We start from the raw sequence: 16,419 nt of genomic DNA, 5'->3' as shown, positions 1-16,419 counted from the left end.
TTAGACAGCGCAGTGTAAACGAATTTTAATGCGCCGCAAGTATACCTGCTTGCAACAACCATTGCGTACAGGGAACGAGAGTAATTTTGATGCACAGCAAACCAACAAGGGTAAGCACCAGCGTGTACGGCAGCGCCATCCAGACCATTCTTCCATAAGAAAGTCGTATGAGTGGCGCCAGCGCCGAGGTCAGCAGAAAGAGGAAGGCCGCCTGACCGTTCGGGGTTGCCACGGAGGGGAGGTTGGTTCCAGTGTTGATCGCCACCGCCAGCAGCTCGAACTGTTCACTGCTGACAATCCCTTGCTCCATCGCGGCTTTAGCCTCATTGATGTATACCGTCCCGACAAAGACGTTATCGGATATAGAAGACAACAGACCGTTAAACAAATAGAACAGCGTTAGCTGCGAATCTGGCGTGGCCTGAAGCACAAACGCGATGATTGGCGCGAACAGATGTTGGTCAATAATCACCGCCACGACGGCGAAAAAAACCGCCAGCAGGGCGGTAAACGGCAGCGCTTCGGTAAAGGCTTTTCCGATAGCATGTTCGTCCGTGACGCCGCTCAGGCTGGTTGCCAGAATAATTACCGACAGACCAATCAGCCCCACCTCGGCAAGGTGGAAGGCCAGCGCAGCGATAAGCCACACGCCGATGATGCCCTGTGCAATCAGGCGCAGCGTCTCCTGGCGCGTGCGTTGTTTGCGGCTCTGCTCGTCAAACTTATGCAGCTCCTGACGGACCTGATCGGGCAACTTCGCGCCATACCCAAAAAGGTTGAATTTTTCGACCAGCACGCAGGTCGCTAAGCCGCAGATCAAAACGGGCACGCTGACCGGCGCCATGCGCAGGAAAAATTCGCCAAAATGCCACTCAGCCGCTTTGGCGATAATCAGGTTTTGCGGCTCTCCGACCATTGTCATCACGCCCCCCAGCGCCGTCCCCACGCCCGCATGCATCATCAGGCTGCGCAGAAACGCGCGGAACTGCTCGAGCACATCGCGGTTGTGCGCCTCAACGTGGCTGTCGTCCTGCAAGTTATCGCCAGGACGAGACGAAGCGACCCGGTGGTAAATACCGTAAAAGCCGACGGCGACGCTGATCACCACCGCCACAACCGTCAGCGCATCCAGGAAGGCAGAGAGGAAAGCCGCGGCGAGGCAAAACGCCAGCGAGAGCAGCGTTTTCGACGGAATGCTCAGCAGCAGACGGGTGAAGATAAACAGCAGAAGCTGCTTCATAAAGTAGATCCCCGCCACCATGAAGATCAGCAGTAGCAGGACTTCAAGATTCGACGCAATCTCGTTTTTAACATGCTCCGCGCTGGTCATTCCAATGATCACGGCTTCCAGCGCCAGCAGCCCGCCGGGCAACAGCGGATAGCACTTCAATGCCATCGCCAGGGTAAAGATAAACTCGGCGACCAACATCCACCCGGCAACGAAGGGATCCAGCAAAAAGATAACGGGATTAACGACCAGGAATACCAGTAGAGTGAGTTTGTACCAGTCAGGTGACTGACCTAAAAAGTTGCGCCACAGCGCGCGCCCAAATGAAATTTCCACGACAGACGTCCTTTCCCCGTCAAATAAGACAAGACATCAGTATACGCAAAAACGGCGGCGGAGAGGGGGATAAAGCCATTTTGTAAATTTCATAAAAATGAAACGGCGATCCCTCTTTTCTGTCTCTGCTGCGCTATCTGCCTCTGCGCGCCTCTGGTATGATGAGTGCAATTTGCTAAAGCTGTGTAATGGAAATCTCACTATGGTCATTAAGGCGCAGAGCCCGGCGGGTTTCGCGGAAGAGTACATCATTGAAAGCATCTGGAATAATCGTTTCCCTGCGGGATCAATTCTACCTGCTGAACGCGAACTCTCTGAACTGATTGGCGTCACCCGTACCACGCTGCGAGAAGTGCTCCAGCGTCTGGCGCGCGATGGCTGGTTGACGATACAGCATGGCAAACCCACTAAAGTGAATAACTTCTGGGAAACGTCCGGGCTGAATATTCTGGAAACGCTGGCGCGTCTCGATCACGAAAGCGTACCGCAGCTGATTGACAATCTGCTTTCGGTGCGCACCAACATCGCTACCATTTTCATCCGCACCGCGTTTCGTCAGCATCCTGAAGATGCGCTGAAGGTGCTTGCCACAGCCAATGAGGTGGAAGATCACGCGGACGCCTTTGCGACCCTCGACTACAACGTGTTCCGCGGTCTGGCGTTTGCTTCCGGCAATCCGGTTTACGGTCTGATCCTGAATGGAATGAAAGGATTATATACACGCATTGGTCGTCACTACTTTGCCAACCCTGAAGCCCGCAGCCTGGCGCTCGGCTTCTACCATAGACTGAGCAAGCTCTGCACCGAAGGGCTGCACGATCAGGTCTATGAAACGGTGCGTCGTTATGGCCACGACTCCGGTGAAATCTGGCACCGAATGCAGAAAACCCTGCCGGGTGATTTAGCGATTCAGAGTCGCTGAAATAAAAAACCTCTCGATTGAGAGGTTTTTTTCGCCCGGTGGCGCTTCGCTTACCGGGCAAAAAAACTACAACGTATTCAACCGCGCCGGACACCGCTCCAGCAGCTCCACGCTGCCATCTTCATTCTGCTGCTCCAGCGACACGTCAAATCCCCACAGGCGATGCACATGCTTCAGCACTTCCTTACGCCCCTTATCCAGCGGTGCGCGGTTGTGAGGGATATAGCGCAGCGTCAAAGAGCGGTCACCGCGCAGATCCACATTCCAGACCTGAATGTTCGGTTCAAGATTGCTCAGGTTGTACTGAGACGACAGGCGCGAGCGGATCTCACGATAGCCCTCTTCGTTGTGGATCGCAGAGATCTCCAGGTAGTTGTTGCGGTCATCATCCAGTACGGTGAAGAAGCGGAAATCACGCATGATTTTCGGCGACATGAACTGGCTGATAAAGCTCTCATCCTTAAAATCACGCATCGCGAAGTGCAGCGTTTCCAGCCAGTCAGAACCGGCAATATCCGGGAACCAGTATTTGTCCTCTTCGGTGGGCGACTGGCAGATACGCTTGATATCCTGGAACATGGCAAAGCCGAGTGCGTAAGGGTTAATGCCGCTGTACCACGGGCTGTTATACGCTGGCTGGAATACCACGTTGGTGTGGCTGTGCAAAAACTCCATCATAAACCGCTCGGTGACTTTTCCTTCGTCATACAGGTGGTTAAGAATGGTGTAGTGCCAGAAGGTCGCCCAGCCTTCGTTCATCACCTGGGTCTGCTTCTGAGGATAGAAATACTGGCTCACCTTGCGCACGATGCGCAAGATCTCACGCTGCCACGGCTCCAGCAGTGGGGCGTTCTTCTCCATAAAGTAGAGCAGGTTTTCCTGCGGCTCGGAAGGGTAACGACGCGCCTCGGCGACGGTTTTCTCCTCCTCACGTTTCGGCAGGGTGCGCCACAGCATATTCACCTGGCTTTGCAGATACTCCTCGCGGCTCTTCTGCCGGGCTTTCTCTTCCTGCAATGAGATCTTCTGCGGACGCTTATAGCGGTCAACGCCGTAATTCATCAGCGCGTGGCAGGAGTCCAGTAGCTTCTCTACCTCGTCCACGCCGTAGCGCTCTTCGCAGTCGGTAATGTATTTGCGGGCGAAGATCAGGTAATCGACGATGGAGCTGGCGTCCGTCCAGCTGCGGAACAGATAGTTATTTTTGAAGAACGAGTTATGTCCATAGCAAGCGTGCGCCATCACCAGCGCCTGCATGGTAATGGTGTTCTCCTCCATCAGATAGGCAATACACGGGTTAGAGTTAATAACGATTTCATACGCCAGCCCCTGCTGTCCGTGCTTATACAGTCGCTCCGTTTCAATGAATTTTTTACCAAACGACCAGTGCGGATAGTTAATCGGCATCCCGACGCTGGAGTAAGCGTCCATCATCTGTTCCGAGGTGATGACTTCAATCTGATGGGGATAGGTGTCCAGACGATAGAGTTTGGCCACCCGGTCGATCTCCGCCAGGTAGACATCCAGCAACTCGAAGGTCCAGTCGGGTCCATCGCTCAGACGGGTGCTGTCCCTTGACATGGAATCTAGTGTAGCCATTAGCGCGCCCTCGTTGTTGGTCGCTCTCTCTGACTGGAGAGCCTCCTTTCAAGCATAGATCACCCCATTCAAATACGCGGGGCGCAGAAATTTTTTCTTTGCGATTTCCCGTTTTCGATACGGCAAAAAAAGCGGTGATCGCAGAATTTTCTACTGGTTAAAAATAACGCGCAGCAGGAGATCCCAAATAAGCGCCATCCCCTGATACAGCGGGATATGTGAGTTGAGTCACCATAAAAAAGTCATATGTTGAATAATATTTTCAGCTAGGTTATCAATCTGTAATTAGATGATTGTTCTTTTGCTCATAATGGAGTGGCTATGCGTGTTGTCATACTGGGAAGTGGTGTCGTTGGCGTAACCAGCGCCTGGTATTTAAGTCAGGCGGGACATGAGGTTACCGTTATCGATCGCGAATCCGGTCCGGCGCTGGAAACCAGTGCGGCGAATGCGGGGCAGATCTCCCCGGGCTACGCTGCGCCGTGGGCGGCCCCGGGCGTTCCGCTGAAGGCGATCAAATGGATGTTTCAGCGACATGCGCCGCTGGCGATAAGCCTTGACGGCACACAGTTCCAGCTTAAGTGGATGTGGCAGATGCTGCGCAACTGCGATACCCGCCACTACATGGAAAACAAAGGGCGCATGGTGCGCCTCGCAGAATACAGCCGCGATTGCCTGAAAGCGCTGCGTTCCTCAACGGGGATCGAATATGAAGGGCGCCAGGGCGGCACACTTCAGCTGTTCCGTACCGCGCAACAGTATGAAAACGCGACCCGCGATATCGCCGTGCTTGAAGATGCGGGCGTACCCTATCAGCTGCTGGAAGCCAGCCAACTTGCCCAGGTGGAGCCAGCACTTGCCGAGGTCGCGCACAAGCTGACGGGCGGTCTGCGTTTACCGAACGATGAAACCGGCGACTGCCAGCTTTTCACCCAGCGTCTGGCGCGCATGTGTGAGCAGGCCGGGGTGAAATTCCGCTTCAATACTTCTGTCGACAAGCTGCTGTCGGAAGGGGAGAAGATTTACGGCGTGAAGTGTGGAGAAGAGGTGATCAAAGCCGATGCTTACGTGATGGCGTTCGGATCCTATTCTACCGCGATGCTGAAAGGGATCCTGGATATCCCGGTCTATCCGCTGAAAGGCTACTCCCTGACCATTCCCGTGAAAGAGGACAGCGGCGCGCCAGTATCAACCATTCTTGATGAAACCTACAAAATCGCCATCACCCGTTTCGATAACCGGATCCGCGTCGGCGGCATGGCGGAAATCGTGGGCTTCAATACCGAACTGCTCAAACCACGTCGTGAAACGCTGGAGATGGTCGTCGGCGATCTCTTCCCGCGCGGCGGTTTCATTGAGCAGGCGACGTTCTGGACCGGCCTGCGTCCAATGACCCCGGACGGCACGCCGATTGTGGGCCGTACGCCTTACAAAAATCTGTGGACAAATACCGGCCACGGTACGCTTGGCTGGACCATGGCCTGCGGTTCGGGCCAGCTGCTTAGCGACCTGATTTCCGGGCGGACGCCGGCAATTCCGTTTGACGATTTAAGCGCCGCACGCTATCAATCAGGGTTTACCCCCTCGCGTCCACAACACCTGCACGGCGCGCATAATTAAGGAGTCGTCATGTCCCGTCCCATTCTGGCCCAGCTGGATTTGCAGGCGCTGAAGGATAACCTGCAAATTGTTCGTCGTGCTGCGCCGGGTTCTCGTGTCTGGTCGGTGGTGAAAGCCAACGCCTACGGTCATGGTATCGACCGTATCTGGAGTGCGCTCGGCGCTACCGACGGTTTTGCCTTGCTGAATCTGGAAGAGGCCATCCTGCTGCGTGAGCGCGGCTGGAAAGGACCGATCCTGCTGCTGGAAGGATTCTTCCATGCGCAAGATCTGCCTCTGCTGGATAAGTACCGCCTGACGACCAGCGTTCACAGTAACTGGCAGATCAAGGCCATTCAGGACGCGAAGCTGCATGCCCCGCTGGATATCTATCTCAAAGTGAACAGCGGTATGAATCGTCTGGGCTTCCAGCCTGAACGCGTGCACACGGTCTGGCAGCAGCTTCGTGCGCTGAAAAACGTCGGTGAGATGACGCTGATGGCGCATTTTGCCGATGCGGAAAAGCCGGACGGCATTGCCGATGCCATGGTCCGCATTGAGCAGGCGGCAGAAGGGCTGGACTGTCCGCGCTCGCTGTCGAACTCAGCGGCAACGCTCTGGCATCCCGAGGCGCATTACAACTGGGTGCGCCCGGGGATCGTGCTGTACGGCGCGTCACCCTCAGGTCAGTGGCAGGATATCGCCAACAGCGGCCTGAAGCCGGTGATGACGTTACGAAGCGAAATTATCGGCGTGCAAACCCTGAAAGCGGGCGATACGGTGGGCTATGGCAGCCGCTATCGGGCAGCGGGCGAACAGCGTATCGGTATCGTGGCGGGGGGCTATGCAGATGGTTATCCGCGCATCGCCCCGAGCGGCACGCCGGTGTGGGTCGATGGCGTGCGTACGGGCACGGTAGGCACCGTCTCAATGGACATGTTGGCTATTGATTTGACGCCATGTCCTCAGGCGGGGATCGGCTCACCGGTTGAGCTGTGGGGCAACGAGGTTAAAATTGATGATGTGGCCGCTGCGGCGGGCACTGTCGGGTATGAACTGATGTGCGCGCTGGCGTCAAGAGTGCCTGTTGTGACGGTGTAACATGTGTGTGTGCCGGGTGGCGGCTTCGCCTTACCCGGCCTACAAAAGCCCGAACGTAGGCCGGGTAAGCGTTAGCGCCACCCGGCAAAAAAGCAGCTACTCCGCCTCCTCCTCCATCGGCCTTACGCCGACTTTGCGCACCGCGTTATCCTCTTTCTCGGCCACCGTCCAGACCATCCCGGCAAACTCCACCTGGTCACCGACGACCGGTGCAGCCCCTAATAATTGCTGAATAATCTCGCCCAGTGTTTGCTGGTTATCGCGATTCTCCAGTCCTCCCTCCAGGCCATAAATCAGCGCCACATCCGCAAAGCGGGCGCTGGCTTCGAGGATAAAATCGCCGAAGAAACGCTGATCCAGCGCCACCGGGGGCGACTGGCTGAACAGCTTGCCAAGGGCAGGCAGGTCGCGCTCGCGGCCAATCACGCAGAGGATATCGTTCTCTCGCAGCCGCGTGCTGCCGGTCGGGTGAAGCAGGGCGTTATCCCGGAACAGGGCGGCAATGCGCGTTTCAGCGGGCATATGCAGATCGCGTAGCGAAGCACCCACGCACCACTTATCGGCGCTTAGCTGATAGACAAACTGTTCCCACGGGTTGTCTGGATGAATATCCAGCCCCACGCGGGAGACCGGCCAGCCAACGGGCGGTACCACCACTTTGGCTTTTTTCGCCGCCCAGCCCAGCGACGTCCCCTGGAACAGCAGCGATACCAGCACCACGAAGAAGGCGACGTTGAAGAACAGACGAGCGTTGTCCAGCCCGGCCATCATCGGGAAAACCGCCAGGATAATCGGCACCGCGCCGCGCAGCCCCACCCAACTGATAAATATCCGCTCACGCAGGTTAAACCCGCGGAACGGCAGCAGCCCGGCAAACACCGACAGCGGACGGGCGAAGAAGATCATCCAGGCCGACAAAAGCAGCGCTGGCACGACGATAGGCAGCAGGTCGGAAGGCGTCACCAGCAGGCCCAGCACCAGGAACATGGCGATCTGTGCCAGCCAGGCCAGCCCGTCAAAGTTTTGCAGTATCGCATAACGGTTACGAATCGGTCGGTTGCCCAGCAGGAATCCACAGAGGTAAACCGCCAGAATACCGCTGCCGTCCAGCGCGGTGGTGACGGCAAAGATCAGGATCCCGCCGCTCAGGGCCAGCAGCGGGTAAAGGCCGGAAGGCAGCGTAATACGGTTGATTGTCTGCTGTAACAGGTAACCGCCGCCGAGACCAATGATAATCCCGAGGCCAAACTGCTGGAGGATGTGCCAGGCGAACATCCAGCTCAGTCCAGTTTCGTGCTGCTGGATCATCTCAATCAGGGTGATGGTCAGGAACACCGCCATCGGATCGTTGCTGCCGGATTCAATCTCAAGCGTGGAGCCAACGCGCTCGTTTAGCCCCTTGCCGCCGAGCAGCGAGAACACCGCCGCCGCATCGGTAGAGCCGACAATCGCGCCAATAAGCAGGCCTTCCATTATATCGAGGTTAAACAGCCAGGCTGCCATCATACCGGTCAGGCCGGAGGTGATTAGCACGCCGACGGTAGCCAGAGACAGCGCCGGGCCTAAGGCAACGCGAAACGAACTTGCCTGGGTGCGCATGCCGCCGTCCAGCAAGATCACCGCCAGCGCGAGGTTACTTACCATATAGGCGAAAGGGTAATTATCGAAGGGGATACCGCCGATTCCGTCAACCCCCGCCAGCATGCCGATAGCCAGGAAAATGACAAGAATAGGTATGCCAAGGCGCGATGAAAATGAACTTAATAAAATGCTGAAGGTTACCAGGATGGAACCCAGAATGAAAAGACTGATTATCGCTGTGGCACTCAATGTCGTCTTACTCCCACCTCAATGTGAACGCTGTTATTAAAACCCTAACATATTAACAACTGTATCTGCGTTTTATTGAGGGGGAATAACGGCTTTTTTATGCCTTTAAGACCGGATGACCGCTGATTGTTAACCGACTGCCTGAATTACCGTGTACAAGGTGCGCCCGGGCACCCAGTGGCAACGTAACGGTTTGCTGCTCATGGCCGAAATTCAGACCGGCGATCACCGGAATATCCAGCCGGGAACGAATGAAATCGACCATCGTCTCCAGCGTGTAGCCCGCGTCGTAGTCGTTGGGGGCTGACCCGCTGAAACTGCCCAGCACAATGGCTGACTGCCGATCCAGGATCCCGGCGTGATAAAGCTGTAACAGCATGCGTTCGACGCGGAACGGGTGTTCGTTGATATCTTCCAGCACCAGAATGCCGTCCTCGATCTGCGGCAGCCACGGTGTCCCAATCAGCGATACCAGCATCGCGAGGTTTCCGCCCCACAGCTGCCCTTCACATTCCCAGTGCGGTCCGTTGCCTTGCCACTCGACGGTGAACGTCGGGTTTTGCAGGGCGCGCCAGAAATGGTCTTGCGTAAACGCATCCAGCTCCGGCGCACCAAAGTTGCCGGCCAGCATCGGACCGCTAAAGGTAATGACGTTATGCAACGCCAGCAGGCCGAGCTGGATCGCCGTGAAATCGCTGTGTCCGCAGATTAACAGCGGATCCTGCTGCTGGCGTGCGGCCAGCCCGGCCCAGTCGATGCTCTCCAGCAGCCGGCTTGCGCCATAGCCGCCGCGCACGGCCAGCACAATAGTGTTTTCACCTTCCAGCGTCGCCAGGCTGTTGATATCGTTCAGTCTCTGCGCCTCCGTACCGGCAAAACGCTGCATGCGGCGGGGGATAATTGTCTGATTTTCTACCTGATGGCCCATTTCCAGCAGGCGCTGAACGCCCCGCTGTGCCGCCTCCTGGTTGATGCAGTAGCCCGACGGTGCGATGAGATGAAACTGAGGCATGGCAATTCCTTGCTGAATGAGAATCTAATTGTCTATATCATGCCGCTTATACGCCGCCTGCTTCAAGGGGCGACGTACCGCGATGACCGGCTATAAGGATAGATGACGTGAAATTGAGATGGTTTGCTTTTTTGATTGTGTTGCTCGCTGGCTGTAGTTCAAAACATGATTATAAAAATCCCCCCTGGAATCCTGAAGTCCCGGTAAAGCGGGCCATGCAGTGGATGCCGATCAGCGAACAAGCCGGGAAGGCCTGGGGCGTGAGCCCGCGCCTGATCACCGCGATCATCGCCGTGGAGTCCGGCGGGAACCCGACGCTGGTGAGTAAATCGAATGCGGTGGGGCTGATGCAGTTAAAAGCCTCTACGGCGGGAAGAGAGGTCTATCGCTACATGGGCTGGAAGGGACAGCCATCCACCAGCGAGCTGAAAAACCCGGAACGTAATATCTCTATGGGAACCGCTTACCTGAGCATTCTGGAGCATGGCATTCTGAAGGGGATTGACGATCCGGAAGTGATGCAATATGCGCTGGTGGTGTCGTACGTTAACGGAGCTGGCGCGCTGCTCCGAACCTTCTCATCCGATCGCAAAGAGGCGATAGAAGAGATTAACGATATGGATAAAGATGAATTCTTCGAACACGTTGTGAAGAATCATCCGTCAGCACAGGCTCCACGTTATATCTGGAAAGTACAGAAAGCAATGGACGCCATGTAACGTCTTTGTCGGGCGGCAGCACGCTGCCCGACGCCTTTCAGCGCACTTTATTCGCGCGTTCCCGCGCTTCACGCTCCAGTGAAAAAATGATGCGCTGTAGTTCGCGCTCGGCGCCTGGACCGACATTCAGAAAGCGAAAACTCAGTCGCGGCGTGGTAATGGTTTCGTTTTTGCCGTCCACCACCTTGCGCTCGCTGATGGCAATCAGCTGGGCGTCAAACCAGAAGCGTCCCCATCCGCCCATATCCAGCTCGATCTGACTAAAACGCATACCTTCCACCAGCCCCTCCGGCTTCGGCATATCCATCAACGCTCCCATGCCGCCCAGCGACAGGTCAAAGAGACGAAAGCGGATCTCTTTTTTGTCCGGCATTTTCGCCTTACAGAAGTAGGCCGGGTGAAGCGGGGCGCTGATGCGAAAATACTCGCGGCGCTGCACGAACCAGAGATTAGCGGGCAGGGGGGTGATAAACGCAGGCAAACCCTGGTACACGATCGTGGTCAGGCGAGGCAGTATAAACTCGACTTTAGCCCCCTGCGTTTCGGCCATCACCGAGAGGTTTTCTGCCTGTAGCGCGGCACGGTTTTCATCGCTCTGGCTACCCAGATCCACGATCAGGTGTTCTGCCGTCACGTCCAGGATCTTGCTGATAAACTGGCTGGTTGACCAGTTGATGCGCAGCGGCACCTCGCCCTTTTTCAGGTCGCGTAACACCCCTAATACAGCCAGCGGATTTTGTTTCAGGAACTGCTCACTGTAGCTACTCACGCCAGATGGCTCCTCGATAGATGACAGACTGTCTCTGGGTTATCGGCACGCTGGCATGAAACTTAATACAAACGATCTGTTTTTCTCCGCTGATATTGATTCGGTAATAAAAATGATAATAATTGTCGTTCCCAATATCATCTAATAATAAGACGACACTATGAGCACCTCACGTTTTGCGTTATGCGCGTTGGCAGGCGCCGTTACGCTGGCATTGCAGACACAGGCTTTCGCAGAAGAACTCACCATCGTGGTAACCGCTACAGAGCAGGGCAGCGCGCTCCCTGCCTGGACCAATAGCGCCACGAAATCAGCCGTTGCGGAAAGTAAAACGCCGCAGGTGATCAACACCATCGCCGCTAAAGAGATTGAGCAGCGGCACGCCAGTTCGGTAAACGAGATCCTGCGCTATGCGCCGGGCGTTTCCACGGAGGTGCGCGGGAGCACCTCTTACATGAGCGAGTACAAAATCCGCGGGTTCAACGTCGATCAGGAGTTCTACAACGGCCTGCAACTTCCCTATAACGTCACCGGGAACACCAAAGCGCGAATCGATCCGCTGCTGATTGAGAGCGTCGATATCCTGAAGGGGCCGTCATCCGTGCTGTATGGCGGCGGCTCCCCGGGCGGGCTGGTCAATATTCAGAGTAAAAAGCCGCAGAAAGAGGCGAAAACGGAACTGGGCTTTAATACCGGAAACCGCAATCTGAAAGAGGGGTACCTGGATTCCACGGGGCAGATTGCGAACAGCGACTGGAACTATCGTCTGCTGGGCAAAGCGACGGAAAGTGACGAACAGGCGCACACCACGCGCTATGAAAACTATCTGGTGGCCCCCTCCGTGACCTGGCAGCCGGATGACAAAACGCGCCTGACCATTGACGCGCTGGCGCAAAATACGCCGAGCCTGACGCCGTCTGATCCGATGCCGCTAAGCTATCTGCGGTCTAAATACGCCGATCGTCGTGACTATGCCGGGGATGAGTGGAGCGGCTTCAAACAGCGCCAGTGGATGCTGGGCTACAGCTTTGAGCATGAGTTTGACAGTGGCTGGGGCTTTAACCAGAAAGCGCGCTACTTTGACGTGGATACCCACCAGCGCAGCGCCTATTCCACCGGGACGGGCAGCGAGGTCTACCAGCTTAACCGCTTCGCCTATACCACGGATGAAGATTTGCAGAGCTTCAACATTGATAACCAGGTTACCCGAACCGTCGCGCTGGGGGACTGGCAACATCATCTGCTGGCGGGCTTTGACTACCAGAAGCTGAACTCTCACTTCCATTATCGTTACGCCTCGTCCACACCGGGTATCGATATGCGCAATCCGGATCACTCGCAGATCGATAACGATGCGCTGGGGCTTGAAACAGCGCAGAAAAACCGTCTCGGCTATCAGCAGAATGGCTATTACCTTCAGGATCAGATTGCGTTTGGCGGGCTTAACGTTCTGGCCAGCCTGCGCTTTGACGACTACCGTTCCGTCACCACCAACTATCTGCAAAACGGTGACAAAGCCTGGGTATCGCAGGATCGCCTCACCAAACGACTGGGGGCGCTTTATGCCTTCGAAAATGGTCTCTCGCCGTTTATCAGCTATTCGGAAGGTTTCGCACCGGTATCGCCGCAGGGTACGCTGACCGCGAAAGACGTTAAGCCCACCACCAGTAAGCAGGTGGAGGGTGGGGTGAAATACCTGCTGGCGGAATATGCAACTACCTTCACCGCCTCGGTGTTTAACATTCGTCAGAAAAATGTGGTGACCAGCGATCCGGGCTTCCTCAACTACCGCCAGACCGGGGAAGTGGAATCGAAAGGCGCGGAGCTTTCCGCTATTAGTCGTCCAACGGATAACCTGACGCTGATTGCCAATTATGCCTACACCCACGCCATCAATACCGAAGATGACAAGTACCAGGGCAAACGACCGACGCAGGTCCCTGAGAACGCCTTTAATCTGTGGGGAGATTACACCTTTGACAGCACGCCGCTGAGAGGGTTAACGCTGGGGGCTGGTGCACGCTACACCGGGCCGATGGAGATCTCGCCAGCCAATGACGCAGGCAAGCTGGGCGGTACGACGCAGTACGATCTGGCGGCATCTTACCGCATGGGCGAACTGGCGCCATCGCTGGAGGGGCTGACGCTGAAAGCGAGCGCGCAGAACGTCACCAACAAAGAGACGCTCACCTGCTATGACGCGACCAACTGCTGGATAGGCCGCGACCGCACCTTCCAGGTCGGGGCGAGCTACAGCTTCTGAAAAAAGCCCAGTGGCGCTACCGCACTGAACAGTCCCCTCGCCCCTTTGGGGAGAGGGTTAGGGTGAGGGGCGCTACTGCGCCGCCTGTTTAGCAGGTGCAACATCATCGTTTGCCGCAGACTGATTCTCCGGTACGCTGTCGCACGGCTTCTCTTTCGGGCAGACCATGTCCAGCATCCTGAGCGTCACACCGTTACTCCAGCCGAAACCGTCCTGCAACGGATACTCACCGCCGCCACCGCCGGTACCTGTCGAAGAGACATCGTACTTCTCAACCAGTTTCTTCTCGCGATCGTAGGTATGCTGAACGTTTTTCAGGAAACGCCAGGTCACGTCCATCGCCACTTTCTGCTGACCATAGTTCTGCAACCCTTCCACCGCTACCCACTGCAACGGCGCCCAGCCGTTCGGCGCATCCCACTGCTGCCCGCTGTTGATGGTGGTGGTAGAAATACCGCCCGGTTTCAGCAGGCGCGATGATGCGGCTGCGGCCACTTTATCGGCGCGATCCTGTGATGCGGCCTTCACATACAGCGGGAAGAGGGCCGCGGCAGTCAGCTGATTACGCACCTTCCTGGTTTTCAGATCGTAATCCGCATACCAGCCCTCTTTATCGTTCCACAGGTGGCTCTCCATGGCTTTCTGACGTGCGGAGGCCAGCGCGTCATATTTACTTGCGCTTGCGGTATCCCCGTCTTCCTGGCTGGCACGGGCCAGCAGTTTTTCCATCTTAAACATCAGCGCATTCAGATCCACCGGCACGATGCTGGTGGTGCGGATGGTACCCAGCTTCTGGGGATCGTCCATCCAGCGGGAGCTGAAATCCCAGCCCGAGGCCGCGGCAGAGCGCAGATCACGGTAAATCTCGGTGGCCGGACGGTTAGGGTTATTTTTGGCGGTGGTCACGTCATCCAGCCACGACTCAGGGCGTGGCGTGTCCAGATCGTCCCAGTAGCGGTTGAGGAGGGAGCCGTCATCCAGCTTCACTACGCGTTTGTTTGCCTGACCAGGCTGGAGCCCATCAGCCCCCTCCATCCAGTAGGCATACTCCTTCTCCATCTGCGGACGGTATTTCTTCAACGCGTCGCTGTCATGCGTGGCCAACAGTTCCACCATCAAAGAAAAGAACGGCGGCTGAGAGCGGCTCAGGTAGTAACTGCGGTTACCGTTAGGGATATGGCCCCAGGTATCAAGCTCGTATGCGAAGTTGTCCACCATGTCGCCGATCTTATCCCAGTGGCCGCTCTCGGCCAGCCCCAGCATGGTGAAATAGCTGTCCCAGTAATAGACTTCGCGGAAGCGTCCTCCCGGCACGACATAGGGTTTTGGCAAAGGCAGGAGGGAGTCCCATTTGTTCGCTTTGTCGGTGGTGCGGGTCAGCACAGGCCACAGATCGTCTATGTGTTCGCGCAGGCTCTGGCCCTCAGGGGGAACATATTTCTCACCCTCCTTCGGCAGGATAAAGTTCATCTCCACGAAGTGACGCAGGTCAAAACCGGACTGGGTATGCTGCATCCGGTAATCCGCCAGGATCATCAGCGGGTCGCTTTTGGGAACGGCATCCGCGAAGGTTTTCTGATCCGGGAACAGTTTGGCGCTCTGAACGTCATTAAAGAGGGGGCCAAGAAGAATATCAGGTGAGCTTTGCTGGCTCGTTGGCTGGTCTTCAGCATAACCAAATGCGGTAACACCGAGTAGTGCGCCTGCCAACGCAAGGGGTAAAAAAGCGGGGCGTCGTGCGCGAGGTCTTATCATCGGTTCGTCTCCTGTCTTCGCTGAGCAGCGTGACCGCTGTTGTCAATTACCTGAAAACCTTAGACGAATATCGATAACTTCGCGTGTTGAATGTCCCATTTTTCGCATAACCAGATAATTCGGGTGCGCTTTCACTACACCAGGGTTGGATTACTTAATTTTTAACCACACCACGGAAAAGCCGGGTAAGCTTCATGCCACCCGGCTTAAGCCCTACAACCCTTTTTTATCCATCAGCACCGCCAAATCCACCAGACGGTTTGAGAAGCCCCACTCGTTGTCATACCACGACAGGATCTTCACCATATTCCCGCCAATCACCAGCGTTGAAAGCCCGTCGATAATGGATGAGCGCGGGTCGCCCTGATAATCACTGGAGACAAGCGGTTCATCGCTGTAGCCCAGGATGCCTTTCAGCGGCCCGCTACCGGCAGCCTGACGGAACGCGTCATTCACCTCTTCGGCGGTCACGTTGCGGCTCAGCGTCACCGTCAGATCGACGATCGACACCACTGGCACCGGCACGCGCAGGGAATACCCGGTGAGTTTACCGTCCAGTTCGGGGATTACTTTCCCGAGCGCTTTTGCCGCGCCGCTGGAATAAGGCACAATCGATAATGCTGCCGCACGCGCGCCGCGCAGATCTTTTTCTGGCTGGTCATGCAGCGCCTGGCTGTTGGTGTAGGCATGCGTGGTGTTCATCAGCCCGTGTTCAATGCCAAACTGCTGGTGCAGCACCTGCGCCGCTGGCGCCAGACCGTTAGTGGTGCAACTCCCGTTACTGACCACAAAATGCTGGGCCGGATCGTACAGCGTGTGGTTCACGCCCATTACCACCGTAAGATCATCATTTTTAGCCGGGGCGGAAATAATGACGCGTTTTGCGCCGCCGCTCGTGATATGCACCGCCGCTTTATCACGTTCGGTGAAGAAACCGGTGGCTTCGATTACCACCTCAACGTCAGCGTCTTTCCACGGAATGTTTGCCGGGTCGCGTTCACTGAATACGGTGATGCGTTGCCCGTCAACCTGTAGCGCGCCGTCCGCCGCTTCCACAGGTACCGGTAGCGTGCCAAGCAGAGAGTCATATTTCAGCAGATGGGCGAGGGTTTTACTGTCCGTCAGATCGTTAATGGCCACAATCTGGAGATCCGGATTGCCCAGCGCCGCGCGCAGGACATTACGTCCGATACGGCCGAAACCGTTAATACCGACCTTAACCATGATGCACTCCTTATCTGTGTTGTCTGGAGTTACTGTAGGTGTCAGGTCGGTTGGCGTAAATG

The 16,419-nt window shown here is 56.2% G+C and carries 12 protein-coding genes; 5 read left to right on the top strand and 7 right to left on the bottom strand.

What is annotated here, in order from left to right:
• Positions 1-25: 25 nt before the first annotated feature.
• Positions 26-1,564 (bottom strand): Na(+)/H(+) antiporter NhaB, encoded by a 1,539-nt coding sequence (gene nhaB, locus C3451_RS09105; RefSeq protein WP_023306467.1) that lies wholly within the window; start codon positions 1,562-1,564, stop codon positions 26-28.
• Positions 1,565-1,766: 202 nt separating this feature from the next.
• Here nhaB and fadR point away from each other — a divergent pair, with 202 nt between their 5' ends.
• Positions 1,767-2,486: a fatty acid metabolism transcriptional regulator FadR gene (gene fadR / locus C3451_RS09100; protein WP_045623235.1), complete on the top strand. Its 720-nt coding sequence runs from the start codon at positions 1,767-1,769 to the stop codon at positions 2,484-2,486.
• Positions 2,487-2,552: 66 nt separating this feature from the next.
• Here the strand turns inward: fadR and C3451_RS09095 are convergent, their stop codons facing one another.
• Complete coding sequence (locus C3451_RS09095) at positions 2,553-4,085, bottom strand: SpoVR family protein (protein WP_022648429.1); 1,533 nt, start codon at positions 4,083-4,085, stop codon at positions 2,553-2,555.
• A 321-nt stretch (positions 4,086-4,406) separates the two neighbouring features.
• On the opposite strand from C3451_RS09095, the gene C3451_RS09090 reads away from it, so the two are divergent.
• Positions 4,407-5,705, top strand: a complete 1,299-nt coding sequence (locus C3451_RS09090; RefSeq protein WP_022648428.1) for a D-amino acid dehydrogenase — start codon at positions 4,407-4,409, stop codon at positions 5,703-5,705.
• A gap of 9 nt (positions 5,706-5,714) precedes the next feature.
• Positions 5,715-6,785, top strand: a complete 1,071-nt coding sequence (gene dadX / locus C3451_RS09085) for a catabolic alanine racemase DadX (RefSeq protein WP_022648427.1) — start codon at positions 5,715-5,717, stop codon at positions 6,783-6,785.
• A gap of 96 nt (positions 6,786-6,881) precedes the next feature.
• Here dadX and C3451_RS09080 read toward each other — a convergent pair whose 3' ends face one another.
• Both C3451_RS09080 and ldcA read right to left on the bottom strand, forming a co-directional pair.
• Positions 6,882-8,615 (bottom strand): potassium/proton antiporter, encoded by a 1,734-nt coding sequence (locus tag C3451_RS09080; protein WP_063139210.1) that lies wholly within the window; start codon positions 8,613-8,615, stop codon positions 6,882-6,884.
• A 97-nt stretch (positions 8,616-8,712) separates the two neighbouring features.
• Positions 8,713-9,627 (bottom strand): muramoyltetrapeptide carboxypeptidase, encoded by a 915-nt coding sequence (gene ldcA / locus C3451_RS09075; RefSeq protein WP_045623229.1) that lies wholly within the window; start codon positions 9,625-9,627, stop codon positions 8,713-8,715.
• Positions 9,628-9,734: 107 nt separating this feature from the next.
• On the opposite strand from ldcA, the gene emtA reads away from it, so the two are divergent.
• The gene (gene emtA, locus C3451_RS09070; RefSeq protein ID WP_022648424.1) at positions 9,735-10,346 is read left to right on the top strand and encodes a membrane-bound lytic murein transglycosylase EmtA; all 612 of its coding nucleotides are present in this window, start codon (positions 9,735-9,737) and stop codon (positions 10,344-10,346) included.
• A 37-nt stretch (positions 10,347-10,383) separates the two neighbouring features.
• Here emtA and C3451_RS09065 read toward each other — a convergent pair whose 3' ends face one another.
• Positions 10,384-11,115 (bottom strand): flagellar brake protein, encoded by a 732-nt coding sequence (locus C3451_RS09065; protein WP_022648423.1) that lies wholly within the window; start codon positions 11,113-11,115, stop codon positions 10,384-10,386.
• Between the two features lie 160 nt (positions 11,116-11,275).
• On the opposite strand from C3451_RS09065, the gene C3451_RS09060 reads away from it, so the two are divergent.
• Complete coding sequence (locus C3451_RS09060; RefSeq protein ID WP_045623226.1) at positions 11,276-13,378, top strand: TonB-dependent siderophore receptor; 2,103 nt, start codon at positions 11,276-11,278, stop codon at positions 13,376-13,378.
• A gap of 72 nt (positions 13,379-13,450) precedes the next feature.
• Here the strand turns inward: C3451_RS09060 and C3451_RS09055 are convergent, their stop codons facing one another.
• Positions 13,451-15,133, bottom strand: coding sequence for an alpha,alpha-trehalase (locus tag C3451_RS09055; RefSeq protein ID WP_045623225.1), 1,683 nt, complete (start codon positions 15,131-15,133; stop codon positions 13,451-13,453).
• A gap of 213 nt (positions 15,134-15,346) precedes the next feature.
• Complete coding sequence (gene gap, locus C3451_RS09050) at positions 15,347-16,357, bottom strand: type I glyceraldehyde-3-phosphate dehydrogenase (RefSeq protein WP_023306461.1); 1,011 nt, start codon at positions 16,355-16,357, stop codon at positions 15,347-15,349.
• Positions 16,358-16,419 lie beyond the last annotated feature (62 nt).

The sequence above is a fragment of the Enterobacter sp. 301B genome (assembly GCF_003850715.1).
Taxonomy (GTDB): domain Bacteria; phylum Pseudomonadota; class Gammaproteobacteria; order Enterobacterales; family Enterobacteriaceae; genus Enterobacter; species Enterobacter intestinihominis.
Note: the sequence above shows the minus strand (reverse complement) of the source record. Positions and strands in the feature narration are given on the sequence as shown.